The 18,000-nt window shown below is 35.0% G+C and carries 20 protein-coding genes and 4 pseudogenes; 10 read left to right on the plus strand and 14 right to left on the minus strand.

Annotated features, from left to right (window positions below):
• Positions 1 to 213: pseudogene (locus FTU34_RS16070) on the plus strand (IS5/IS1182 family transposase); the annotation flags it as partial.
• A 168-nt stretch (positions 214 to 381) separates the two neighbouring features.
• On the opposite strand, the pseudogene FTU34_RS16075 reads toward FTU34_RS16070, so the two are convergent.
• The 6 genes and pseudogenes from FTU34_RS16075 to FTU34_RS17940 form a co-directional block, all read right to left on the minus strand.
• Positions 382 to 1,025, minus strand: a pseudogene (locus FTU34_RS16075) (IS1595 family transposase).
• A 37-nt stretch (positions 1,026 to 1,062) separates the two neighbouring features.
• Positions 1,063 to 2,208, minus strand: coding sequence for a tetratricopeptide repeat protein (locus tag FTU34_RS16080; protein ID WP_111884761.1), 1,146 nt, complete (start codon positions 2,206 to 2,208; stop codon positions 1,063 to 1,065).
• A gap of 24 nt (positions 2,209 to 2,232) precedes the next feature.
• A pseudogene (locus FTU34_RS16085) lies at positions 2,233 to 4,866 on the minus strand (RHS repeat-associated core domain-containing protein); the annotation flags it as partial.
• A 114-nt stretch (positions 4,867 to 4,980) separates the two neighbouring features.
• Positions 4,981 to 5,430 carry a hypothetical protein gene (locus tag FTU34_RS16090; RefSeq protein ID WP_111886095.1) on the minus strand — a complete coding sequence of 150 codons (450 nt, stop codon included), beginning with the start codon at positions 5,428 to 5,430 and terminating at the stop codon, positions 4,981 to 4,983.
• A gap of 10 nt (positions 5,431 to 5,440) precedes the next feature.
• Positions 5,441 to 6,334: pseudogene (locus FTU34_RS16095) on the minus strand (RHS repeat-associated core domain-containing protein); the annotation flags it as partial.
• Positions 6,325 to 6,756 carry a T6SS immunity protein Tdi1 domain-containing protein gene (locus FTU34_RS17940; RefSeq protein WP_257226311.1) on the minus strand — a complete coding sequence of 144 codons (432 nt, stop codon included), beginning with the start codon at positions 6,754 to 6,756 and terminating at the stop codon, positions 6,325 to 6,327. The pseudogene FTU34_RS16095 and the gene FTU34_RS17940, both read right to left, overlap by 10 nt.
• A gap of 41 nt (positions 6,757 to 6,797) precedes the next feature.
• Between FTU34_RS17940 and FTU34_RS16105 the strand changes: the two genes are divergently transcribed.
• Both FTU34_RS16105 and FTU34_RS16110 read left to right on the plus strand, forming a co-directional pair.
• The gene (locus tag FTU34_RS16105; protein WP_180036251.1) at positions 6,798 to 7,064 is read left to right on the plus strand and encodes a hypothetical protein; all 267 of its coding nucleotides are present in this window, start codon (positions 6,798 to 6,800) and stop codon (positions 7,062 to 7,064) included.
• On the plus strand, positions 7,058 to 7,684 hold the full coding sequence (locus FTU34_RS16110; RefSeq protein ID WP_180112650.1) for a hypothetical protein: 627 nt from the start codon (positions 7,058 to 7,060) through the stop codon (positions 7,682 to 7,684). The genes FTU34_RS16105 and FTU34_RS16110 overlap by 7 nt, the downstream gene beginning before the upstream one ends.
• Positions 7,685 to 7,918: 234 nt before the next feature.
• Here FTU34_RS16110 and FTU34_RS16115 read toward each other — a convergent pair whose 3' ends face one another.
• Positions 7,919 to 8,209, minus strand: a complete 291-nt coding sequence (locus tag FTU34_RS16115; protein WP_070155664.1) for an addiction module antidote protein — start codon at positions 8,207 to 8,209, stop codon at positions 7,919 to 7,921.
• Position 8,210: 1 nt separating this feature from the next.
• Positions 8,211 to 8,507, minus strand: a complete 297-nt coding sequence (locus FTU34_RS16120; RefSeq protein ID WP_004647749.1) for a type II toxin-antitoxin system RelE/ParE family toxin — start codon at positions 8,505 to 8,507, stop codon at positions 8,211 to 8,213.
• Between the two features lie 194 nt (positions 8,508 to 8,701).
• Here FTU34_RS16120 and FTU34_RS16125 point away from each other — a divergent pair, with 194 nt between their 5' ends.
• From FTU34_RS16125 to FTU34_RS16145, 5 genes are all read left to right on the plus strand, one after another.
• Positions 8,702 to 10,027: an ISNCY family transposase gene (locus tag FTU34_RS16125; protein WP_180036210.1), complete on the plus strand. Its 1,326-nt coding sequence runs from the start codon at positions 8,702 to 8,704 to the stop codon at positions 10,025 to 10,027.
• Positions 10,028 to 10,119: 92 nt separating this feature from the next.
• Complete coding sequence (locus FTU34_RS16130) at positions 10,120 to 10,440, plus strand: type II toxin-antitoxin system RelE/ParE family toxin (RefSeq protein ID WP_111861355.1); 321 nt, start codon at positions 10,120 to 10,122, stop codon at positions 10,438 to 10,440.
• Entirely contained in the window at positions 10,433 to 10,705 is a 273-nt protein-coding gene (gene nadS, locus FTU34_RS16135; protein ID WP_111861356.1) for a NadS family protein, read from the plus strand. Before FTU34_RS16130 ends, nadS begins: the two co-directional genes overlap by 8 nt.
• Positions 10,706 to 10,893: 188 nt before the next feature.
• A complete protein-coding gene (locus tag FTU34_RS16140) occupies positions 10,894 to 12,012 on the plus strand; it encodes a Fic family protein (protein ID WP_180036211.1) in 1,119 nt (372 codons plus the stop codon).
• Between the two features lie 153 nt (positions 12,013 to 12,165).
• The gene (locus FTU34_RS16145) at positions 12,166 to 12,531 is read left to right on the plus strand and encodes a hypothetical protein (protein WP_180112652.1); all 366 of its coding nucleotides are present in this window, start codon (positions 12,166 to 12,168) and stop codon (positions 12,529 to 12,531) included.
• Positions 12,532 to 13,195: 664 nt separating this feature from the next.
• On the opposite strand, the gene FTU34_RS16150 is transcribed toward FTU34_RS16145, so the two are convergent.
• The 6 genes from FTU34_RS16150 to FTU34_RS16175 form a co-directional block, all read right to left on the minus strand.
• On the minus strand, positions 13,196 to 13,810 hold the full coding sequence (locus FTU34_RS16150; protein WP_228154778.1) for a hypothetical protein: 615 nt from the start codon (positions 13,808 to 13,810) through the stop codon (positions 13,196 to 13,198).
• 60 nt (positions 13,811 to 13,870) lie between these two features.
• Positions 13,871 to 14,302 (minus strand): hypothetical protein, encoded by a 432-nt coding sequence (locus FTU34_RS16155; RefSeq protein ID WP_075167881.1) that lies wholly within the window; start codon positions 14,300 to 14,302, stop codon positions 13,871 to 13,873.
• A complete protein-coding gene (locus FTU34_RS16160; protein WP_257226312.1) occupies positions 14,295 to 14,579 on the minus strand; it encodes a hypothetical protein in 285 nt (94 codons plus the stop codon). Before FTU34_RS16160 ends, FTU34_RS16155 begins: the two co-directional genes overlap by 8 nt.
• Positions 14,580 to 14,646: 67 nt before the next feature.
• Positions 14,647 to 15,084, minus strand: a complete 438-nt coding sequence (locus FTU34_RS16165; RefSeq protein ID WP_180036213.1) for a hypothetical protein — start codon at positions 15,082 to 15,084, stop codon at positions 14,647 to 14,649.
• Positions 15,084 to 16,490, minus strand: coding sequence for a hypothetical protein (locus FTU34_RS16170; protein ID WP_180036214.1), 1,407 nt, complete (start codon positions 16,488 to 16,490; stop codon positions 15,084 to 15,086). Before FTU34_RS16170 ends, FTU34_RS16165 begins: the two co-directional genes overlap by 1 nt.
• A 1-nt stretch (position 16,491) precedes the next feature.
• Positions 16,492 to 16,857 (minus strand): hypothetical protein, encoded by a 366-nt coding sequence (locus tag FTU34_RS16175; RefSeq protein ID WP_104488279.1) that lies wholly within the window; start codon positions 16,855 to 16,857, stop codon positions 16,492 to 16,494.
• Between the two features lie 312 nt (positions 16,858 to 17,169).
• Between FTU34_RS16175 and FTU34_RS17945 the strand changes: the two genes are divergently transcribed.
• Positions 17,170 to 17,577 carry a hypothetical protein gene (locus FTU34_RS17945; RefSeq protein ID WP_257226313.1) on the plus strand — a complete coding sequence of 136 codons (408 nt, stop codon included), beginning with the start codon at positions 17,170 to 17,172 and terminating at the stop codon, positions 17,575 to 17,577.
• Positions 17,578 to 17,812: 235 nt separating this feature from the next.
• A partial coding sequence (locus FTU34_RS16185; RefSeq protein WP_180036215.1) for a transposase occupies positions 17,813 to 18,000 on the plus strand: 188 nt, incomplete at its 3' end.

Consider the following 18,000-nt stretch of genomic DNA (forward strand, 5'->3'; position numbering starts at 1 on the left):
ACAGTTAAACGTTTAGGCAGGACATTATGGAAAAAATGGTCCGGCTATCATTGCCGAAGTTTGGTCGAAACTAAGATGCATTGCATCAAATTATTGGGGGATAAACTCAGTGCAAGGAGTTTTGATAACCAAGTGAATGAGATTTATACACGTGTAGCAGTCCTCAACAGATTTACGGAATTAGGTCGGCCACTTACCCAAGTTATGCCTTAAATTTGGCTCAATTAGGGGCGCTTTGCATTTAAAATCTTTGTGCAACAAAGCCCTATAGTTTTGTAAATTAAAATTATAAAAGACATTTAGCCAACAAAAGTTTGCTTAGATAATTAATATATAAAATTTTGGGGCTTTACTAGATAAGGTTTGAATTCCAGTCCAAACTCACAAAGTTTTCAACTGTTGACTTGGACTTCCATAATTAAATTTAAACTTACATTCCTTTAGAAACAAGGGAAAAAATTCTTTAGGAATATCATTATATTTTCTCAATATTCTTTTCGCTTGTTTCCAAAAATTCCCAATTCCATTTATATGATTTTTCCCATTTTCAAAATGAGTTGAATGATTAACTCTATCATGGCAAAAACCTGCAACATCCAAGGCATTGTAGCTACGCCATTGGTCAGTATAGACAATGCTATCTAGAGTAATTTTCTTAGAATTACAGGCATTAAAGTACTAAATTTAGTATCAGGAACAACAACGGTATAAACCTTACATTACGCTTCAATAATCCAAATACAAAAAATAACTTTATCAGCGGCACCACGCCCTCGTTTACCCTTACGAGTTCCACCAAAATAGCTTTCATTTAACTCAATTTCACCATCAAATATTTCAAAGGCTTCTATCTCTAAATGATAAGCAATAATTTTACGAATTTTAGTAAACAAAAGTGCTGCTGAATTATTATGAATTTTTAATAAATCAGCAGCAGCTCTTGCAGTAACTTCTAGCACGAAAAATTCAAGTAGTTTTAATTGGATTTTCTTACCTAATTTACAGTTAGTTAGCTTTATTTTCATTGATTAACATATTGCTAATCTAGTACAACCCCAAAGTTTATTTCAAATTATTGAGCATATCTTGTGCGGGCTGATAACCATGCTCTGCAGCATATTCCAAATACACCTTAGATCGAACAATATCTTTTGGCACACCTAAACCATTTAAGTATATAAATCCTAAGTTTGATGCTGAAACAATTTTTATATCATTGCTCCCAACTTTAAATAAAACTAAATTAACATTTAATGCTTGATGGTAATCCTTTTCACAATAATTTCCTTTTAAATATTCAGCACCCAAATTAATTCCAGCTGGCAAGTAACCATTTTCAAATGATTTTTTATATAATTTACAAACTTCAGGATTTTTTTCACTTTTATGCTTCAACACTCTAGCCTTAATAAAATCTCCTGTTATTACATCATGACTTATTAGTTTATTAGCCAATTCATCTGCTTTTTCTAAATCCAAGTACTCTTCAAAACTAGGCATTTCACCGAGATATAGAGCTGCTAGATCAGCAAGAGCAAACCAATATTTATTTTCAGCTGCAATATTATTATTTTTAACAAAACTATCCACATCCCCATTCATTAAATCAATCAAAGCTATTTCAGAATAGGAAGCTGCAATATATTTTTTTGATTGATTTAATAATAGCAATGATTTTTCAATATTTTTCTCAACACCCAAACCTCTACTATATCTTGCACCCAAGTTATGCATAGCCAAGGGGCTTCCTAAATCTGAAGCAATTTTAAGATATTTAATGGATTGTTGAATATTACCATTTTTTGCGTAGTATTCGCTGAGCCACAAATTTGCTTCTGGATTTTGGTTATCTGCTGAAAACTTGATCAGTTCTAATCCAGCATCTTCATTTTTTATAAAATGTTTTCCGTAATATGTAAAATTTCCTAAAAAATAAGCATCACTTACTCTTTTTTTATTTTCTTCCAAACATTTTTTTGTTGCTGCATTGAAATTATCAAAGTTGCTATTACAATGTGGAGATAATATTTTATTAACTTCTTCTTTTAGACTTATTGGTATTTTTCCACAACCAATAATTCCATTTTCATTATATATCTCACAAGGTACTTGTATAACTTCCAATTTTTTTGATTCGGTATTAGACTTTATACATCCTCCCAAACTTCCCAATACTAGAGTCAGTGAAATCAACAATAAAATTCTCATAAAAATTCCATATAAAACAAAATATTATTTGGGTGCACTGCAAATTGTTATTTGAGGACAAAAAGATACATCAGCCCCTAAAGCAACGCCTATAGCTGGACCCGCAGTCCCAGTATAGTTATCTACACTTGCATAATCTTTTGGGCTTTTTATTCCTGTTGTTCTATTTTTCAAATCGATCCCACTCGAATCAAAATTTGTAGTACAAACTGAACCTTTAGCACCAACTAAAGCACCTGCTGCTCCATTTACACAAGTTGATGCGCTAATACCTGAACTCAACTTTGAGGTGCTTACTAACTTTTGTATACTTCCAGTGACCTCTACTGCTGCTCCAAAAGAAGGACAAATATAGGCTATTCCACATTTTTTATTTTTACCATCCGCAGTTTGAGAATCTGCTAACCCTACTGCCCCACTAAATCCACCAATTGCTTTTGTTGAAAACTCACCAATTGTGCCTGTAGTCTTTACATTTTCCTTAGCTATTTGGGTCAATGATTTTTGTGGTACTTGAGACTTTCCTGGAACATTCATTTGATTAATCCCCATCTGTCCACTATATTCTCTTCGTTTCTCTTTCCTTTTTTGTTCATCTTCTTTAACTTTTGCTGCTAATTGTTGTTGCCTGTAAGCTTCTGCATTCGCCTCTCTCTTCTCTACAGACATAAAAGAACTTTCACGTTTTATCAAATCTATAGCTCTCTTATCAGAGGCTGCCATAAGCTCAAGAGTTTTTTGAGTAAAACCATTATTTTTTTTATCTTGCAACCCCATTGGATCAATCCACAGATTTGGATCACTTACATAAGCAGAATTATTCAACCCTCCAAACAACCCTATTGGGTCCTTACTCACATACCTTGCACTAAACGGCTCATAATAACGATAACGGTTATAATGTAACCCTGTTTCACTATCGTAATACTGTCCTTGGAATCTTAGATTACTTTGCTCAAGCAGGTTATCACCTGTATTTATTTCTAAAGCTGTGCCCCATGTATCCTGTTTAATTTCCCAAACACACTCACCCAACTCATTACTTAAAGTCTGAGGTGTTCCTACTTGGTCACAGTGGTAAAAGGCAACTTTTTCTAATTCAGCTTTATTCTTTCTCGTTTCATGCTTCCAAATCGGATCTTTATAAACTGAATAATCCTCATGTTGAAATTGAGCATAGTCAGGGGTTTCTAAAAGCTTGATAAAACCTGTATAGCCCGTTTGCAGTAGTGGCACAAAACTCTGTGGTTCATAGACATAATGCTTAGTGTAGTTTTCATTGGCATTCTTAGATTGCTGCGACTCCCAAATCATCAGGTCACCCTCCCAGCCGAATAAGGTCAGGGTTTGCGCATTTTGATTTTTCTTGTATAAACGCCTTCCAAATACATCATAACCATATTCAGTCGCCTGACCATTAAGCTCACTTTGGATCAAACGGTTCAGGTTATCCCACGTCAGTTTTAATGTTTTACCTGCATGGCTGCTTTCAATCACATTGCCTTGCGCATCGTATTTATAGTTTTTACCCTGATATTGAGCGATCAAATTACTTTTCACTTGAGACGCCTGCGTGGCAATCGGGTCAATCAAGTTCCCTGCTGGGTCAAAAGCAAAGCTTTCAGTTTGGTGTGGGCTTTGAATCTGTGTTAAACGGCCAATTGCATCATACTGATACGTCAGCCTACCTAATCGACTGTCATTCACTTGGGTGAGCAAATAATTTTGATCATATTGATAATGCCGTTCTGCTCGATGCTGTACACGACCTGCAGTTTCTTGTTCTGGTCGAATAATTTGTGAACTCAGCAGACCGACATCATTATAATTTTTGCTTTGAATTAAGCCATTGGCCAACATACGAGCTGTTTCACGGTGTAAGTCATCACGTTGGAACGCGACCATATCTTGTTGATTAAATGCAATACCATAGATATGCCCTGAACCATAGCTTAGATTGGTCTGAACTTGCCCATCGGGACGAATCGTTTTCGTTAAATTACCTAACTCATCATACTCATAACGCAATACAGCTGTCATCGGCTTTAAATTTGGCACGTTGTAATGCTGATGCTCACGTACCAATTGCCCAAGCGCATTTCGATAGAAATCACTTTGGCTTTCTTTATTTTTTGCTTTGCTCAGTTGGTTATTCAGATTATATTCAAACTCTTCGGTTTGGCTATGACGCGTTTGCACATGGGTATAAGTTTTTGATGCAATCATGCCATCAGCAAAGTAGGCAAATTGAGTAAAAACATTCGGCTGGCGAATTTGAAACAATTGACCATTTTCATTGTAGCTATAGTTCTTTTCTTCCCCATCAAAAGCTTGTTCATGTACCAATTGCCCAAAACGGTTATAACTAAATAAATATTCCGCATGGTTTTGATTGGTAAGCTTTTGAATACGCCCTTGATTGTCCCATTGGTAGCCAATTTGATGGCGGTTCGCATCTATACACTGTTCGAGCAAACCCGCAGCATTATAACGGTACTGCGTGTTTAAACCTTTGGTATCCGTATGCTTCAGCAAGCGTCCTTCTTCATCATGTTCAAATTGTTCTTTTAAACCATCAGGATAAACAATTGCTTTAAGCTGGCCTTTGTCTTTTCCCTCTGAACTGTTGATATATTTGACTTGCTGCGCATCAGCAGACGCTTACTTAATGAGAGTTTGTGGAGTACCTACACAGTGATAAAATATAACCCGTTCTAATTCATCTTTCTCAACCAAATAAAGTTAAATTATTCTCAGCGAGTAAATGGCGTTTTAATTTCTGTAATATTCCATACATGTATTAATCCCTAATTTATTGTAATAAAAAGCGAAATACCAATAATCATTACTAGTAAAGTTAACTTCATCACCATCTCTTGAGTAATGTTTACTATAAATAGGATTTAATATATCAACAGAGTAATCATTTGTTTTACAAAAACTATAATAGTTATTATATGAATCAATCAAACTCCATTTATCAGCTAATAACGCTTTTTTTATTTTTTCATAATCATTATTAGAGAAATTTTCTTTACTTATTTTTAAAACCACAAGTTGAGTAGAGCTTTTTTTCCGGAGAGTCTCATAACTAAAACTATATTCTTTAAATAGTTTTTCAGATAATTCTTTTAAATCTATTTCATCATTTTTACTATTATTTAATGATGTGCAGTTTATAAGTAAAAGAGATAGTATAATATAACATAGTATTTTTTTCATTTTATAACCTCTAATCTTGTGTACGAACTAAAGTAGGCTTACTATCACTTACACTTATATCTACTCCAGGAGTACCCATACCAACTTCCACACCAACAGGTCCATTCCTATCAAAGAAGGAGCCAGCAGGAGTTGTAACTCCAATCCTAGCTCCCCACCATCCAACACTCTGAGATATTCCCATGCCTGTTAGAAATTCATCAGTAGCTTTTGAATTTGTCAAACCTGATGGTTTATTTAATATATATCCTGCCATGCAGCTACCACTAAACATTTTTCTTAGTTTATTCAGCTTAGTAGCTCCTATTTTAAATTTATTATCTATACTTTTTTCAGCAATATCTCCTACCGTTTTTGCATGATCTTTCATATCTTTAGTTCCAGTTAACGAAATACCACCCGCGGTATAGACATTACCATTATGTAAATTATATATCTTAGAACCTCCAAATGCTGAGAATCCTCCAGTACATATTACATAATCAAACAAAGGTTCTACTGCAATTTCACATTGTCTCCCTGTTTTCATCCAACAATCATAATTACGCTGTCCTTCATATGCTATTCTAGCTTGAGCACTTGCTGGAATTCCAAACATTTCACCAAAATTAAAACTATTTAATCCTTCTGGATCGACCCACAAATTAGGATCATTCACATAAGCCAAGTTATTCAATCCACCTTCTAGTCCTATTGGATCTTTACTTACATACCTTGCACTATGCGGCTCATAATATCTGTAGCGGTTATAATGTAAACCTGTCTCCTTGTCGTAATATTGGCCTTGGAAACGAATATTTGTTTGTTCAAGTAGGTTTTCACTAGCCTTAATTTCTAAAGCAATACCCCATGTATTCTGCTTAATTTCCCAAACACATTCACCCAACTCATTACTTAAGGTTTTGCGGTGCAATCAACTTCTTTAGAAATATCAAGCATGACTTGGAATTTATCGAGTTGAGCCACAAAAGGAATATATTGAAATAGATCAACTTTTTTCATGTTCTCTATGAGCTGTTTTCCACCAAGTACAGCAGGCGGTTCATAAGCATAAATTTCATTGTCTTTCAGTTCGCCTAAATTAGTTAAACAACGATCAAAAAGTAGTTTTTCATTCTGATCATAAATATCAATTGCTTTTCTTGACCCTTCTATTGTTATTGTTGATAAAAGAGATCTTAAAAGTGGTAATTCAGTGTTATTTGTACCTTCCCTTATTGTTGGATAAATTCTTAAGTCACTAATATTAATGACTATTTTTGATCTCGTATTTTTCCCAATTAGATATAAGTTCCCAAAAGCACTACGACCAATAGGCTTCTTCATTTGAAAATTATATCGCTGAAAAAGCCTTTACAGATAGGTTTGTGCAACAAAGCCCATGTGCAGAAACAATGCTTGAAATATTAAGACCTTATATACCTGAATTACCAATAGGGAAAGGGAAAACGGGAACGTATTATGTATATATTAGAGCAGTTACTCCTTACTGGCTTTTTGATGACTTTAAAAAAGCAGGAACACCATATAAAGTATTTCCAACAGATCCAAGTAAATATACGAAAGAAGATCCTAAAAAATTAATTAAAGAGTATGTTCCTGCAATGAATGATTTGGATTATATAAAATGGTAACTAAACATGCTTTATTGATATTATGTGTTTTTGCACTAATGGGTTGTCATGAAAAAGATAATCCTGCTGAGAACCATCAGAAGATAAATATTATTCCTAAAATTGAGAAACTTGTTATGACAAATGATGAATATGATAAAGAATATTTTGGATCTCTAAGAGATTGGATATCAGAAAATGATTTTTTGAAAATATCTGAGTATGTTATAAAAAAAGCAAAAGAAAATAATTTTCAGGATATTGATCCTGTTTTAGGAAAAAAAGAAAAAATGTATAGCAAGGATTTTAGCGATCCTTATATGTCTTATCATTATATTAATATTCCTAATTTATCTCAAACGGAAGTTTATTTGAAATATAAAAAAGATAATAATAAATTAACTTATATTTCTTTATCCTCTGGTGGACCAGTAAGCTTTATTTTGAAAAATTCAGATATAAATGTATTAAATGAATTAAAATTAAAACTATTGAAAAAAGAAAAGCTTAGTTACTCAAATCAACTAGCGGAATATCAACTGAGTGACGGAACTTTAAAGTATCAGGTAGTAGCAAAAAATACCCTAGATGATACAAGCTTACCTAAAGAATTCTATAGCTTTGATATATATATAGAATAGTTGAAAATAAAGTTTTGAGACTGTTCTAAATTTTGTGTAAATGCTTAATTTTAATTTATCATTAAAAGAATAATTACAAAAGGTACTTCACATAGAAAAAAATATAAAGTCATTCGTAATTAAGTTGATTATTTTCAGTGGTTCTAAAGATTTCCTAAAATTAACATAATACACCTTATACGAAATAAAAAATGGGAGCTTTAATCTCCCATTTTTATTATATTTTTTAATATTTTAGGCGTGTTGTACTGTGAGTTTTAAGCCTAAAGCATTCACTACACGATTAATCGTATCAAAACGTGGTGCTGAATCCTGACGTAGGGCTTTGTAAAGTGCTTCACGTCCAATCCCTGCTTCTTTAGCGATTTGAGTCATGCCACGAGCTTTAGCAATTACGCCAAGGGCATGAGCTAATTCAGCTGGATCATTTTCTTCAAGAACTATGTTGAGATACATCACAATGTCTTCTTCAGTTTTGAGTGACTCAGCCATATCAAAACTTGGTAAATCAGCGACTTTAACCATTTTAATCCTCCAATGTTTTCGATAATTTGACTGCACGATCGATGTCTTGTTGTTGAGTTGATTTATCTCCTCCACCAAGCATTACAATCACTACGTCACCATGTTGGATGTAATACATCCTCCATCCGGAACCGAAGAATTCTCTCATTTCCCAAACGCCATCCTGGAGAGGTTTAATATCTCCCCAATTTCCACGTTGAACCTTATCTAATCGACGATTCAGGCGGATACGAGTCATATTGTCTTTAATGCCATCTAACCATTCATCAAATTCTGGCAGACGTTTAATTTCAATCATGAGTATTCCTTCTCTTCTCACCATATTGTATTCGATCGAATACAATATGCAAGTAATCTATACGAACATCCATTAATTAATTAATTATGTAAGCCCAAAGTAGAAATGTCCGGTTTCTCCAAAGTAAAAATGTCCGCTTTTAGAATATGCACTTTTGCAATTTCCTTAGCGGACGGTTTGATATGTTGGTGTCTATGTCGGATAAAGAACTTAAACGATTGTCGGTCTTGCAGGAAATCTGCGATCAACGCATAACTCAACCTCAGGCTGCTCAGCTACTTCATATCTCAGAACGTCAAATCAGACGATTACTGCAGAAATATAAAGCTCAAGGCCCAGCTGCATTAGCACATGCTGCACGTGGCCAAACCAGCAACTCCAGGCTTCCTGAAGAAATCAGGCTCAAGTGCCTCAATCTTGTTGCTGAGCAATTCCACGGTTTTGGACCCACTTTAGCGCATGAAAAGCTCACCACTGTTCATGGATTTGATATTTCAGTGGAAACACTACGTTCTTGGATGATTGCAGCTAATTTATGGATTCCTCGCGCCAAGCGTCTGAAACGACCGTATCAGCCTCGTTATAACCGAGATTGCGTCGGTGAACTGATCCAGATTGATGGCTCATATCATGACTGGTTTGAAGGCCGTTCTGCCAAGTGCTGCCTACTGGTATTTATCGATGATGCCACAGGAAAATTACAGCATTTACGCTTCTGTGAATCAGAATCAGCCTTTGACTATATGATTTCAACACGCTTATATGTCGAACAGCACGGTAAGCCTTTAGCATTTTACAGCGACAAACATTCAGTCTTCAGGGTGAATCAAAGCAGCAATAAAGACACCAAGATCACGCAATTTGGACGTGTGCTCAGTACCCTCAATATCGATATCATCTTCGCCAACTCACCACAAGCTAAAGGCCGTGTAGAACGAGCCAATAGAACGCTTCAAGACCGTCTGATTAAAGAAATGCGTCTGGAAGGCATTAGTTCGATTGAGCAAGCCAATGCATGGTTGCCCTGCTTTATTGAGCAATTTAATCGTAAATTTGCCAAGATGGCCATTAATCCCAAGGATCTACACCGGACTGTCAGTGAAACTGCTGACGAGTTAAATGATATTTTTACCTGGCGTGAACCTCGCAAAGTTACAAACAGCCTGACGATTACATATGATAAATGCGTATATATCCTGAAAAAAACAGAAGAAAATCAAAGATTGATCGGCAAGTATATTGAGTTTCTGGAATACCCGGATGGTACGGTAGCCATTGAACACCAAGGTAGAAAAATCAATTACAGTATCTTCGATAAATTAAGTCAGCTGAATCAGCGAGAGATTGTTGAGAATAAACGGTTGGGTGCTGTTCTGAATCATATCCAACAACAGCATGAAGAACTGGAACACCAAAACAAACGCAATCGTTCTCAAAAGATGCCACGAAGACAAGCACAGAAAACAGCGATTGAACAACGAAATCTGAATCCTGTGCTTGACTTGGAAATGTCCATATAGGACATTTCTATTTGGTTATTAGGGCAGCAGCTCTCGTTTTTTAATGTGGAAACTGCTAGAATACTTGTACGCCATTGACGTACATAGAATCTATGTTATTCATTGAAACTAGTATCTTTACCAAGCAAATCAAAGACCTTGTATCTGATGAGGAATATCGTCAACTTCAACAAGATCTATTGGTTCAACCTGATAAAGGTGACTTGATCAAGAATGGTGGTGGCATTCGGAAAGTACGTTGCGCTCAAGGTAATAAAGGTAAAAGTGGCGGTATCAGAGTAATTTACTATTGGGTAAATGAGGATGATCAAATCTTTTTCTTGGTGGCTTATCCAAAATCTGTAAAAGATGATCTAACGGATAAAGAAACCGCCATTCTGCGCCAACTCGTGAAGGAGCAATTTCATGGATAACAATTTATTTGATGACTTGGTCGCTTCGATTAAAGAAGCTGGAGCAATCAAACGCAAAGAGATCAAAGCAAGTCGAACAACCGAACTTGAATTACCTGATATTAAGGAAGTCCGAGAAAAAACTGGTTTAAGTCAAAGCGAATTTGCTGCACGTCTCCACATCAGTCATCGCACCCTGCAAAACTGGGAACAAGGCCGACGCTATCCGACAGGACCAGCGGCAACATTAATTAGAATCTTAGATGCACATCCTAGCCTTATTTAAAAATATTCATTAAAAATGGGAGCTTAGCTCCCATTTTTTGTGTTATTCCCCAATTAAAATGTCTATGCGATAAACTATTTAAAATGTCCTATAAAAAATGAGCTGATTAATTATCATATTCGGCTCTTGTTATGAGCCGAATAAGTGCTATATTCAACTCATCTGAAATTTTAGATGAGCGATTGAAAATGCAGAAATGGATTTGGCAAACAGAAAACTGGACAAATTTTACATGGCTAGATTCAGTTATCTTACCTAAAACCAGACAGATACATCAAAAAATAGGGATTATTCTGGGGCAAAGTCAGCATGATTTAGCAAAAGAGCAATTCACCCTAGATACTCTGCTTGCCAATCTTGTTGCTTCATCTGCGATTGAAAACGAAACGATCAATGTTTTTTCACTACGATCATCTCTAGCTCAACGCTTAGGTGTCACACTTGAACAGCCTTATCCAAGCTCAGATCGATCAGAAGGTTTAGCCAATATCATGCTAGATGCGCTTAACGATGTTAAGCAACCATTGACTGTTAATCGTCTCATGCAGTGGCATCGTTGGCTTTTCAATGACCCAGATTGGACAATGCACCGTTTACGCATTGGTCAACTTAGGGGGGCAGAGCCTATGCAGGTCGTTTCAGGTCGATTGGACTATCCTAAAGTGCATTTTGAAGCACCGCCAAGACAAGGCTTAGAAGAACGCTTAAATGCCTTCATAGATTGGTTTAATCAAAGTCTAAATGATTCATTGCTTGATCCTCTGTTACGTGCAGGTATTACCCATTTATGGTTTGTTACCCTACATCCTTTTGATGATGGTAATGGACGTATTACACGTACACTTACAGACCTTTCTTTAGCTCAAATGGATGAACAGAGCATTCGTTTATATGCTATGTCTACTGCGATATTGAATAAACGTAAAAGTTACTATGAGATATTAGAACAAACTCAAAAAAATGATTCTGATATCACCGATTGGCTAGTTTGGTTTTTAGATACATTGAATGATAGCCTTGAAAAAACCTTAGTACAGATCAATCGGACATTATTTAAAAGCCAGTTTTGGCATAAATATTCAAATTTAGCCCTGAGTGAAGAACAGCGCAAAGTCCTCAATCGTTTATTAGACGGTGGGGAAAATGGCTTTGAACATGGTATTAGCGCGTCACAATATCAAAAAGTTGCTAAAACAAGTAAGGCGACAGCTACTCGTCATTTATCTGACTTACTTGAGAAAGGTTGTATCGTCAAATTGGAAGGTGGGGGACGTAATACACGCTATCAGATCAATACTCAGTTATAGAAATTTAAGCCATAAAAAAAGCCCGACATCCTGTCGGGCTTTTTTACATTCTATGTTCAGTGATAGGTTTAAAGTAAACTACGGTGAATTACATATAAATTATTCAGAATGAAATTTTTATCAAAAGAAAAGGTCCTCGATTTTTTTTCATTAATGGCTGTTTTAATTCTGATTGTCTCTTGGTTACTTCCTGTATTCGATGGCATGAAAGGATACGAACTTTTTGTATATTCATTTTTCTTACAATTTTTAATATTTCCCATTATTTTAGTTTTTCCAATTTGGGCAAATTTATCACTCGTTTTTACATATTTTTTATTAGATGAAAATGATCCCAAGGCATTTCGTTGGAGCTGTATAACTTTAGCAATGATGTGCTATGGTCTTGTCACTATTTTGGTTATAGATGGCAAGAACAGCCAACCAGTTCTATTCGGTGCTTATGTTTGGGTACTCTCAGGAATTTTAATTTGTATCTGTGCTTACCTTAAAGTGAAAAAAATATCTAAAAATCATTGATCTTTGACAAGTGTCAAAGAGGTGTTCGTATAACGTGTATTATGTTAATTTAGCTTACTCTATGAAATTATTCAGGAATATTAACCAAACGGCTATGTTGCACAAAGATTTCATAACTATATGATTTTAAAAGTTTTGATTGTTTTTTGATCCAAAATTAAATTTATTTAAATCAGATGCTTACATATTTATGCAACAAAGCCACTCGGTTTTAGTTTTTGATAGAGTTTCAAATCTTTTTAAAAATAATGTGCATGAATGTATGCATAAAGCATAAATAAAGTACCTAAAATACCTGACACTATAACAAAGTAATGTAGATAAAAAAATACAGGATACTTTTTCAACATTTCCTTTAACTGGGAATCACCTATTTTTTGATATACATTATTCCCATAGTAGGTTTTAAAAGAAGTATTAAACTTTATATTTGATAATTCTCTCCAATAGGCACTGGGCAACATACTCAAATGAAAGAAATCAAATGGTTCCATCAATCTTGTAAATCGTTTCTCATTCTTATATAAAATTTGGCAAATTCCTTTTAGATAAATATTGGTATAGATATAAAGGCTTATGAAAAATACCCACAGCAAAATAAAAAATAAAAGTCCCAACGTTATGAATGGAATCTTTTTAAATAAAATTAGTATAATTTCCATACTTATTTGCTTACATTTTCTTCAATAACATCATAAGCCGTTCCTGCACCCCATCCAACAATCTCAGATGTACCTTTAGCGGCAATAGCAGCTCCAGCAGCAACAATACCAATTAATCCTGTTCCACCTGTCGCAAGTCCGACAATTAAATAACTTGCATAAATTCCAAAACCAATACCAGCGCCAACTTTAGCAGTCTCAACAACTGTTGTTCTTGCTTTGTCTTCGGGTGCAGCTTCATACACTTTTATGCTCGAACCTACAACATCCGTAGCAATAGACACATAACCCGCTATCTTTAGTTGTGTCGCAAACTTACCTATTTTGCCCATTTCTTTGGCGTATTCTTTGAGTCCACCTTTAAAGTTATTGTCTCTAACCAATGCCGATTGCTTCAACATACGGCGCATATTGGTAGTTTTAATCGACTGATCCCAACGCAAGAATTTCTTAGTTCCTTCGTTATCTAACTCCCTATACAAGTTTGCATACTTCTGTTTGAACTGGGTAAAGTTTTTAGGGTTTGCTAACCCTAAGCCTTTGGCTTGTTCTTCAGCATACTTTAGAGCGAGTTCACCATGTATTCGATATTTTCGACTGGTTTTCTCTTCTGCCATTACTAAGGCAGCATCTGAAAGGTCTCTTATCTACCTCCCCCCAATAAATCAATACTTTATCTAAATATCTTGCTGTAAAATATATCCTGCTACTAAAAGCAATAATCCCAAACCTGATGAAATAAAAATAAGATATTGAAAAATAAAGTAAAACCTATACCCACTAAGCAACTCTACTAACTGCCCCTTATTTAACTGGTAATAAAACTCCTTGCCATACAACTTTTTAAAAGATTTATTATATTTAATATTTAATACCTCTCTCCAAAAAGTAGTTGGTAGAAAACTAAGGGCGATAAAGTCAAAAGGTTCTAAAGGACTACTATATTTTTTCTCATTATTAAATATAATTTTGCAAACACCCCTTAAATTAATATTTAAATATATATAAAATACCAAATACATGAATATAGAAAGAAGAATAAATATAAAACCAAAAGCGAACAAGGCAAATATATGATCTGAAACCAATAAGTTGATAATTTTATTCATTTATACTTTCCACTTTATCATACATATATCCCGCACCAACGCCAGCAATTTCTGATGCACCTTTCGTAGCAAGTGCAGCCGATACTGCTACAATTCCAATAACAATTAATCCTGTGCCACCTGTAGCCAAACCGACAATTAATGCTGCTGTAAATGTGCCAGCAACAATTCCAGTTCCTAACTTTGCTGTCTCAACCACTGTTATTCTTGCTTTATCTTCAGGTGCAGCTTCATATACTTTTATGCTTGAACCTACAACATCCGTAGCAATAGACACATAACCCGCTATTTTAAGAAAAAAACCGAGACATTAACTCGGTTTTCAATAGAACGCTAAAATTTATTTAAAAAATATACTTCTCTAATCCTACACCCAAAAATAGAAGACATATACCGAGAAAACCTGACAACATGAAAGAGTAATGAAAATAAAAGAACATTGGATAATTTCTAAACAACTCTGTTAACTGAGAGTCACCTATTTTGTAATATACATTATTCCCATAGTAGGCTTTAAATGATGTATTAAATTTTATATTTAATATCTCTTTCAAATATGCACTGGGTAAGATACTCAAATAAAAAAAATCAAAGGGTTCCATTAATCTTTTAAATCTCTTCTCATCCTTATATACTATTTTACAAATTCCTTTTAAATAAATATTGGTATAAATATAGAGACTTATTAAAAAAAACCATAGTAAGACAAAGAAAAAAAGACCTATTAAACTAATAAATAAACCTGGTCTATCTTCAAACATGGACAATAAAATTCCCAACATTATTTATTCCTAGCTTCATCCACATAGTCATAGGCTTCACCTACAACATATCCTGTAAGTTCTGATGCACTTTTTGTAGCAAGTACAGCAGAAAAAGCAACTATACCAACTACCACTAATGCTGTTCCACCCGAAGCTAAACCAATAACCAGTACGGTTGAAAGTGCACCTAAGCCAATACCAGTACCAACTTTAGCAGTCTCAACCACTGTTGTTCTTGCTTTATCCTCTGGTGCAGCCTCATATACTTTTACGCTTGAACTTACAACATCTGCACCAATAGACACATAGCCTGCTATCTTTAGTTGTGTCGCAAACTTACCAATTTTGCCCATTTCTTTGGCGTATTCTTTGAGTCCGCCTTTAAAGTTATTGTCTCTAAACAATGCTGATTGCTTCAACATACGGCGCATATTGGTGGTTTTAATCGACTGATCCCAACGCAAGAATTTCTTAGTTCCTTCGTTATCTAACTCCCTATACAAATTTGCATATTTCTGTTTGAACTGGGTAAAATTTTTAGGGTTTGCTAACCCTGAGCCTTTGGCTTGTTCTTCGGCATACTTTAGAGCGAGTTCACCATGTAATCTGTAAACCCGATGCGCTTGTCCCTCAACCAATGATAAAGAAGCATCAACCGCCATCTTTTGCTCAAAAAATCCATCTTCTTCTTGCTTATTAAATTTAATCGTTAGGGGATGGTCATTTTCTTCAAAGATATTTTTATTAATAATCTTGGCGTTTTCTCTCAATAATGCATCGTAGAAAAATTCATAGTTTTGTGCGAAAAACACCGCATCAAAATCTTTATCCTTTTTCATTTGCTCTAAATTTTGATGTGCCTGCTGTGCTTGCTTTTTATATTCGGGTAATTCCTTCGCTGTGGTTGAATTTGAGATAATTACCACCTGCCCAGGCTGCAAAACACCCATTGAGACCAAATTAGTCAAATGTGGATTGTTCGCTTTTAAAATTCCCCAATCTTTTTCCGTCAATGGCTTTTTAAATACACGTTGCGCCCAAGTCATCACAGGTTCAGACTTTTTAACCAAATACCACGCAACCTCACCGTCATTGATTCGTATTTCTTGTATATTTTCTTTAACGTTTTCTGTTTTTCTGACTGTCGTTTTAAACTCAAAAAAACTCCATTTATTGGGTTCAGGATAGGCTTTGGCGGTAAGCGTTTTAATGACCTCGCCCCGATATTTGATTTTATACATCAACAGTCGATTCGGTTGATAGATATGAAACCATTTACCAAATCCTTTTTCATCGAAGTTTCCTTCGTCTTTGAAAATTGTCTTGCCTAGTTCTCTGTTAACAACTAAAAACTGGAAGGAAAAGTCTTTATATTGCAAAGGTGGATTTACTTTAAACTGTAATCGTGAATAGTACGTTGCCATGTTATTCTTCTTCTCCACCGACTTCTTGCGCTTCTTCGATTTCACTCGCCATCACATGAGTCACAAGATCTTGAGCTGATGGTGTTGTATTCAGTTTCATTAAACCTTCGGCATTGGTTACGCCTTTCTGCAAATTACCTGCTTGATCAATAATAAAATAAGGCTTATTTGCAAGTGGAATATTGTCTTTCGCTTTCACTAAATATTGAAGAATATAAGGTTGGTTAGCGACAGGCAAGGTCGGAAGTTGAGTTGAAACTTTCGCTCCATTCTTAAACAAATGCTGCCCTGCTTTTGCTTCGAATTTTGCAGGGGTAATAAAAGTAATTCCTTCTTTATTAATAATTATTTGAGAGCCACCAGCCACTTTATGTCCTTTTAATTTGACAATAATGGTCGTGAGAATACAATAAAATCCCAATCAGAGCATTAACTTTCTCGTATGACGTTTATCATCTCAATCCAATTAGAAGATAGTATTATCGTTGCTGCTGATAAACGTGAAGCAACCGAAGATTATGAATTCCTCTCGGATGATTCAGATAAGCTCTATTTTTAGAAGGATGGCATCATTGCTGGCACAGGGGAAAAAACTGTTTTAGATCGTGCAGTTGAGTTCTTTATTAAATTATCCAAATCCAATCTTGAAGACCTGCCAAAGTGCCTAAAAATATCAAGAATGATGCGAGAGCTAGAAGTACATCATTTCCATATTCAAAACTCAAAATTGACCTATTCTGAATATACCGAAACAGGTGCGCAACTTACATCAATACAGCCTGATGAGCATGGTGAATACATCGCAAAGAAATTTGAAACCAACGAGATTATATTATCTTTCTTCAATCCTGATATTTCGGCTATCGTTGCGAATCTGCAAGATTTATATGCCAATCTTAGACCATTTTCTTCATTTGAAAATCAGAATGACTGGATCAATCATTATTTGAATCATTTGTGTCAAATTTTTAAGATTCAAGCCCATAAGGATAATTTAATGAGTCCTTGTTTTGATGTGTACTTTCAAAACAAAGAGACCTATATATATGGACATATTGCCAATACACATACGGCATTAGCAATATAATTTTATTGAATGACAGTAAGCCAATTCCCATTGTCCAGTCATAATGCCACATCATGGTGATGTCATTTAATTCTATTTTTTACTGTGACAAGTGTGACAGATCAAAATAATTTTCTTTATTACACGTAGTTATAAAATAAATTTTGTCAGTAAGCGTCCGCTGAACACACCTTATGAATTCATCCTATAAGCCTTAATTTAGTCCCCACTTAGAAACAAGTGGGGACTTAAATTTATGACTACAAATAATCAGACATCCATCGCATCTCTTGCGAAAAAACGAAGAACATACAGTCCTGAATTTAAACAGCAGATCGTTCAGGCTTGTAAAGCACCGGACGTTTCAATTGCTTCAGTCGCTTTGCAACATGGATTGAATACAAATCTTGTATCCAAATGGATTCGCTTAATTGATGCTAAGCC

Source organism: Acinetobacter sp. YH12094 (genome assembly GCF_013419295.1).
GTDB lineage: Bacteria > Pseudomonadota > Gammaproteobacteria > Pseudomonadales > Moraxellaceae > Acinetobacter > Acinetobacter amyesii.

Bases quoted from the DNA above. Each gene is read 5' to 3' on its own strand.
- FTU34_RS16130 (WP_111861355.1), top strand. From the start codon at position 10,120: ATGTTATTCATTGAAACTAGTATCTTTACCAAGCAAATCAAAGACCTT.
- FTU34_RS16140 (WP_180036211.1), top strand. From the start codon at position 10,894: ATGCAGAAATGGATTTGGCAAACAGAAAACTGGACAAATTTTACATGG.
- FTU34_RS16155 (WP_075167881.1), bottom strand. From the start codon at position 14,302: ATGAATAAAATTATCAACTTATTGGTTTCAGATCATATATTTGCCTTG.
- FTU34_RS16115 (WP_070155664.1), bottom strand. From the start codon at position 8,209: ATGGTTAAAGTCGCTGATTTACCAAGTTTTGATATGGCTGAGTCACTC.
- FTU34_RS16080 (WP_111884761.1), bottom strand. From the start codon at position 2,208: ATGAGAATTTTATTGTTGATTTCACTGACTCTAGTATTGGGAAGTTTG.
- nadS (WP_111861356.1), top strand. From the start codon at position 10,433: ATGGATAACAATTTATTTGATGACTTGGTCGCTTCGATTAAAGAAGCT.
- FTU34_RS16090 (WP_111886095.1), bottom strand. From the start codon at position 5,430: ATGAAAAAAATACTATGTTATATTATACTATCTCTTTTACTTATAAAC.
- FTU34_RS16120 (WP_004647749.1), bottom strand. From the start codon at position 8,507: ATGATTGAAATTAAACGTCTGCCAGAATTTGATGAATGGTTAGATGGC.
- FTU34_RS16145 (WP_180112652.1), top strand. From the start codon at position 12,166: ATGGCTGTTTTAATTCTGATTGTCTCTTGGTTACTTCCTGTATTCGAT.
- FTU34_RS16125 (WP_180036210.1), top strand. From the start codon at position 8,702: ATGTCGGATAAAGAACTTAAACGATTGTCGGTCTTGCAGGAAATCTGC.
- FTU34_RS16110 (WP_180112650.1), top strand. From the start codon at position 7,058: ATGGTAACTAAACATGCTTTATTGATATTATGTGTTTTTGCACTAATG.
- FTU34_RS16150 (WP_228154778.1), bottom strand. From the start codon at position 13,810: ATGGCAGAAGAGAAAACCAGTCGAAAATATCGAATACATGGTGAACTC.
- FTU34_RS16170 (WP_180036214.1), bottom strand. From the start codon at position 16,490: ATGGCAACGTACTATTCACGATTACAGTTTAAAGTAAATCCACCTTTG.
- FTU34_RS17940 (WP_257226311.1), bottom strand. From the start codon at position 6,756: ATGAAGAAGCCTATTGGTCGTAGTGCTTTTGGGAACTTATATCTAATT.
- FTU34_RS17945 (WP_257226313.1), top strand. From the start codon at position 17,170: ATGATGCGAGAGCTAGAAGTACATCATTTCCATATTCAAAACTCAAAA.
- FTU34_RS16165 (WP_180036213.1), bottom strand. From the start codon at position 15,084: ATGTTGGGAATTTTATTGTCCATGTTTGAAGATAGACCAGGTTTATTT.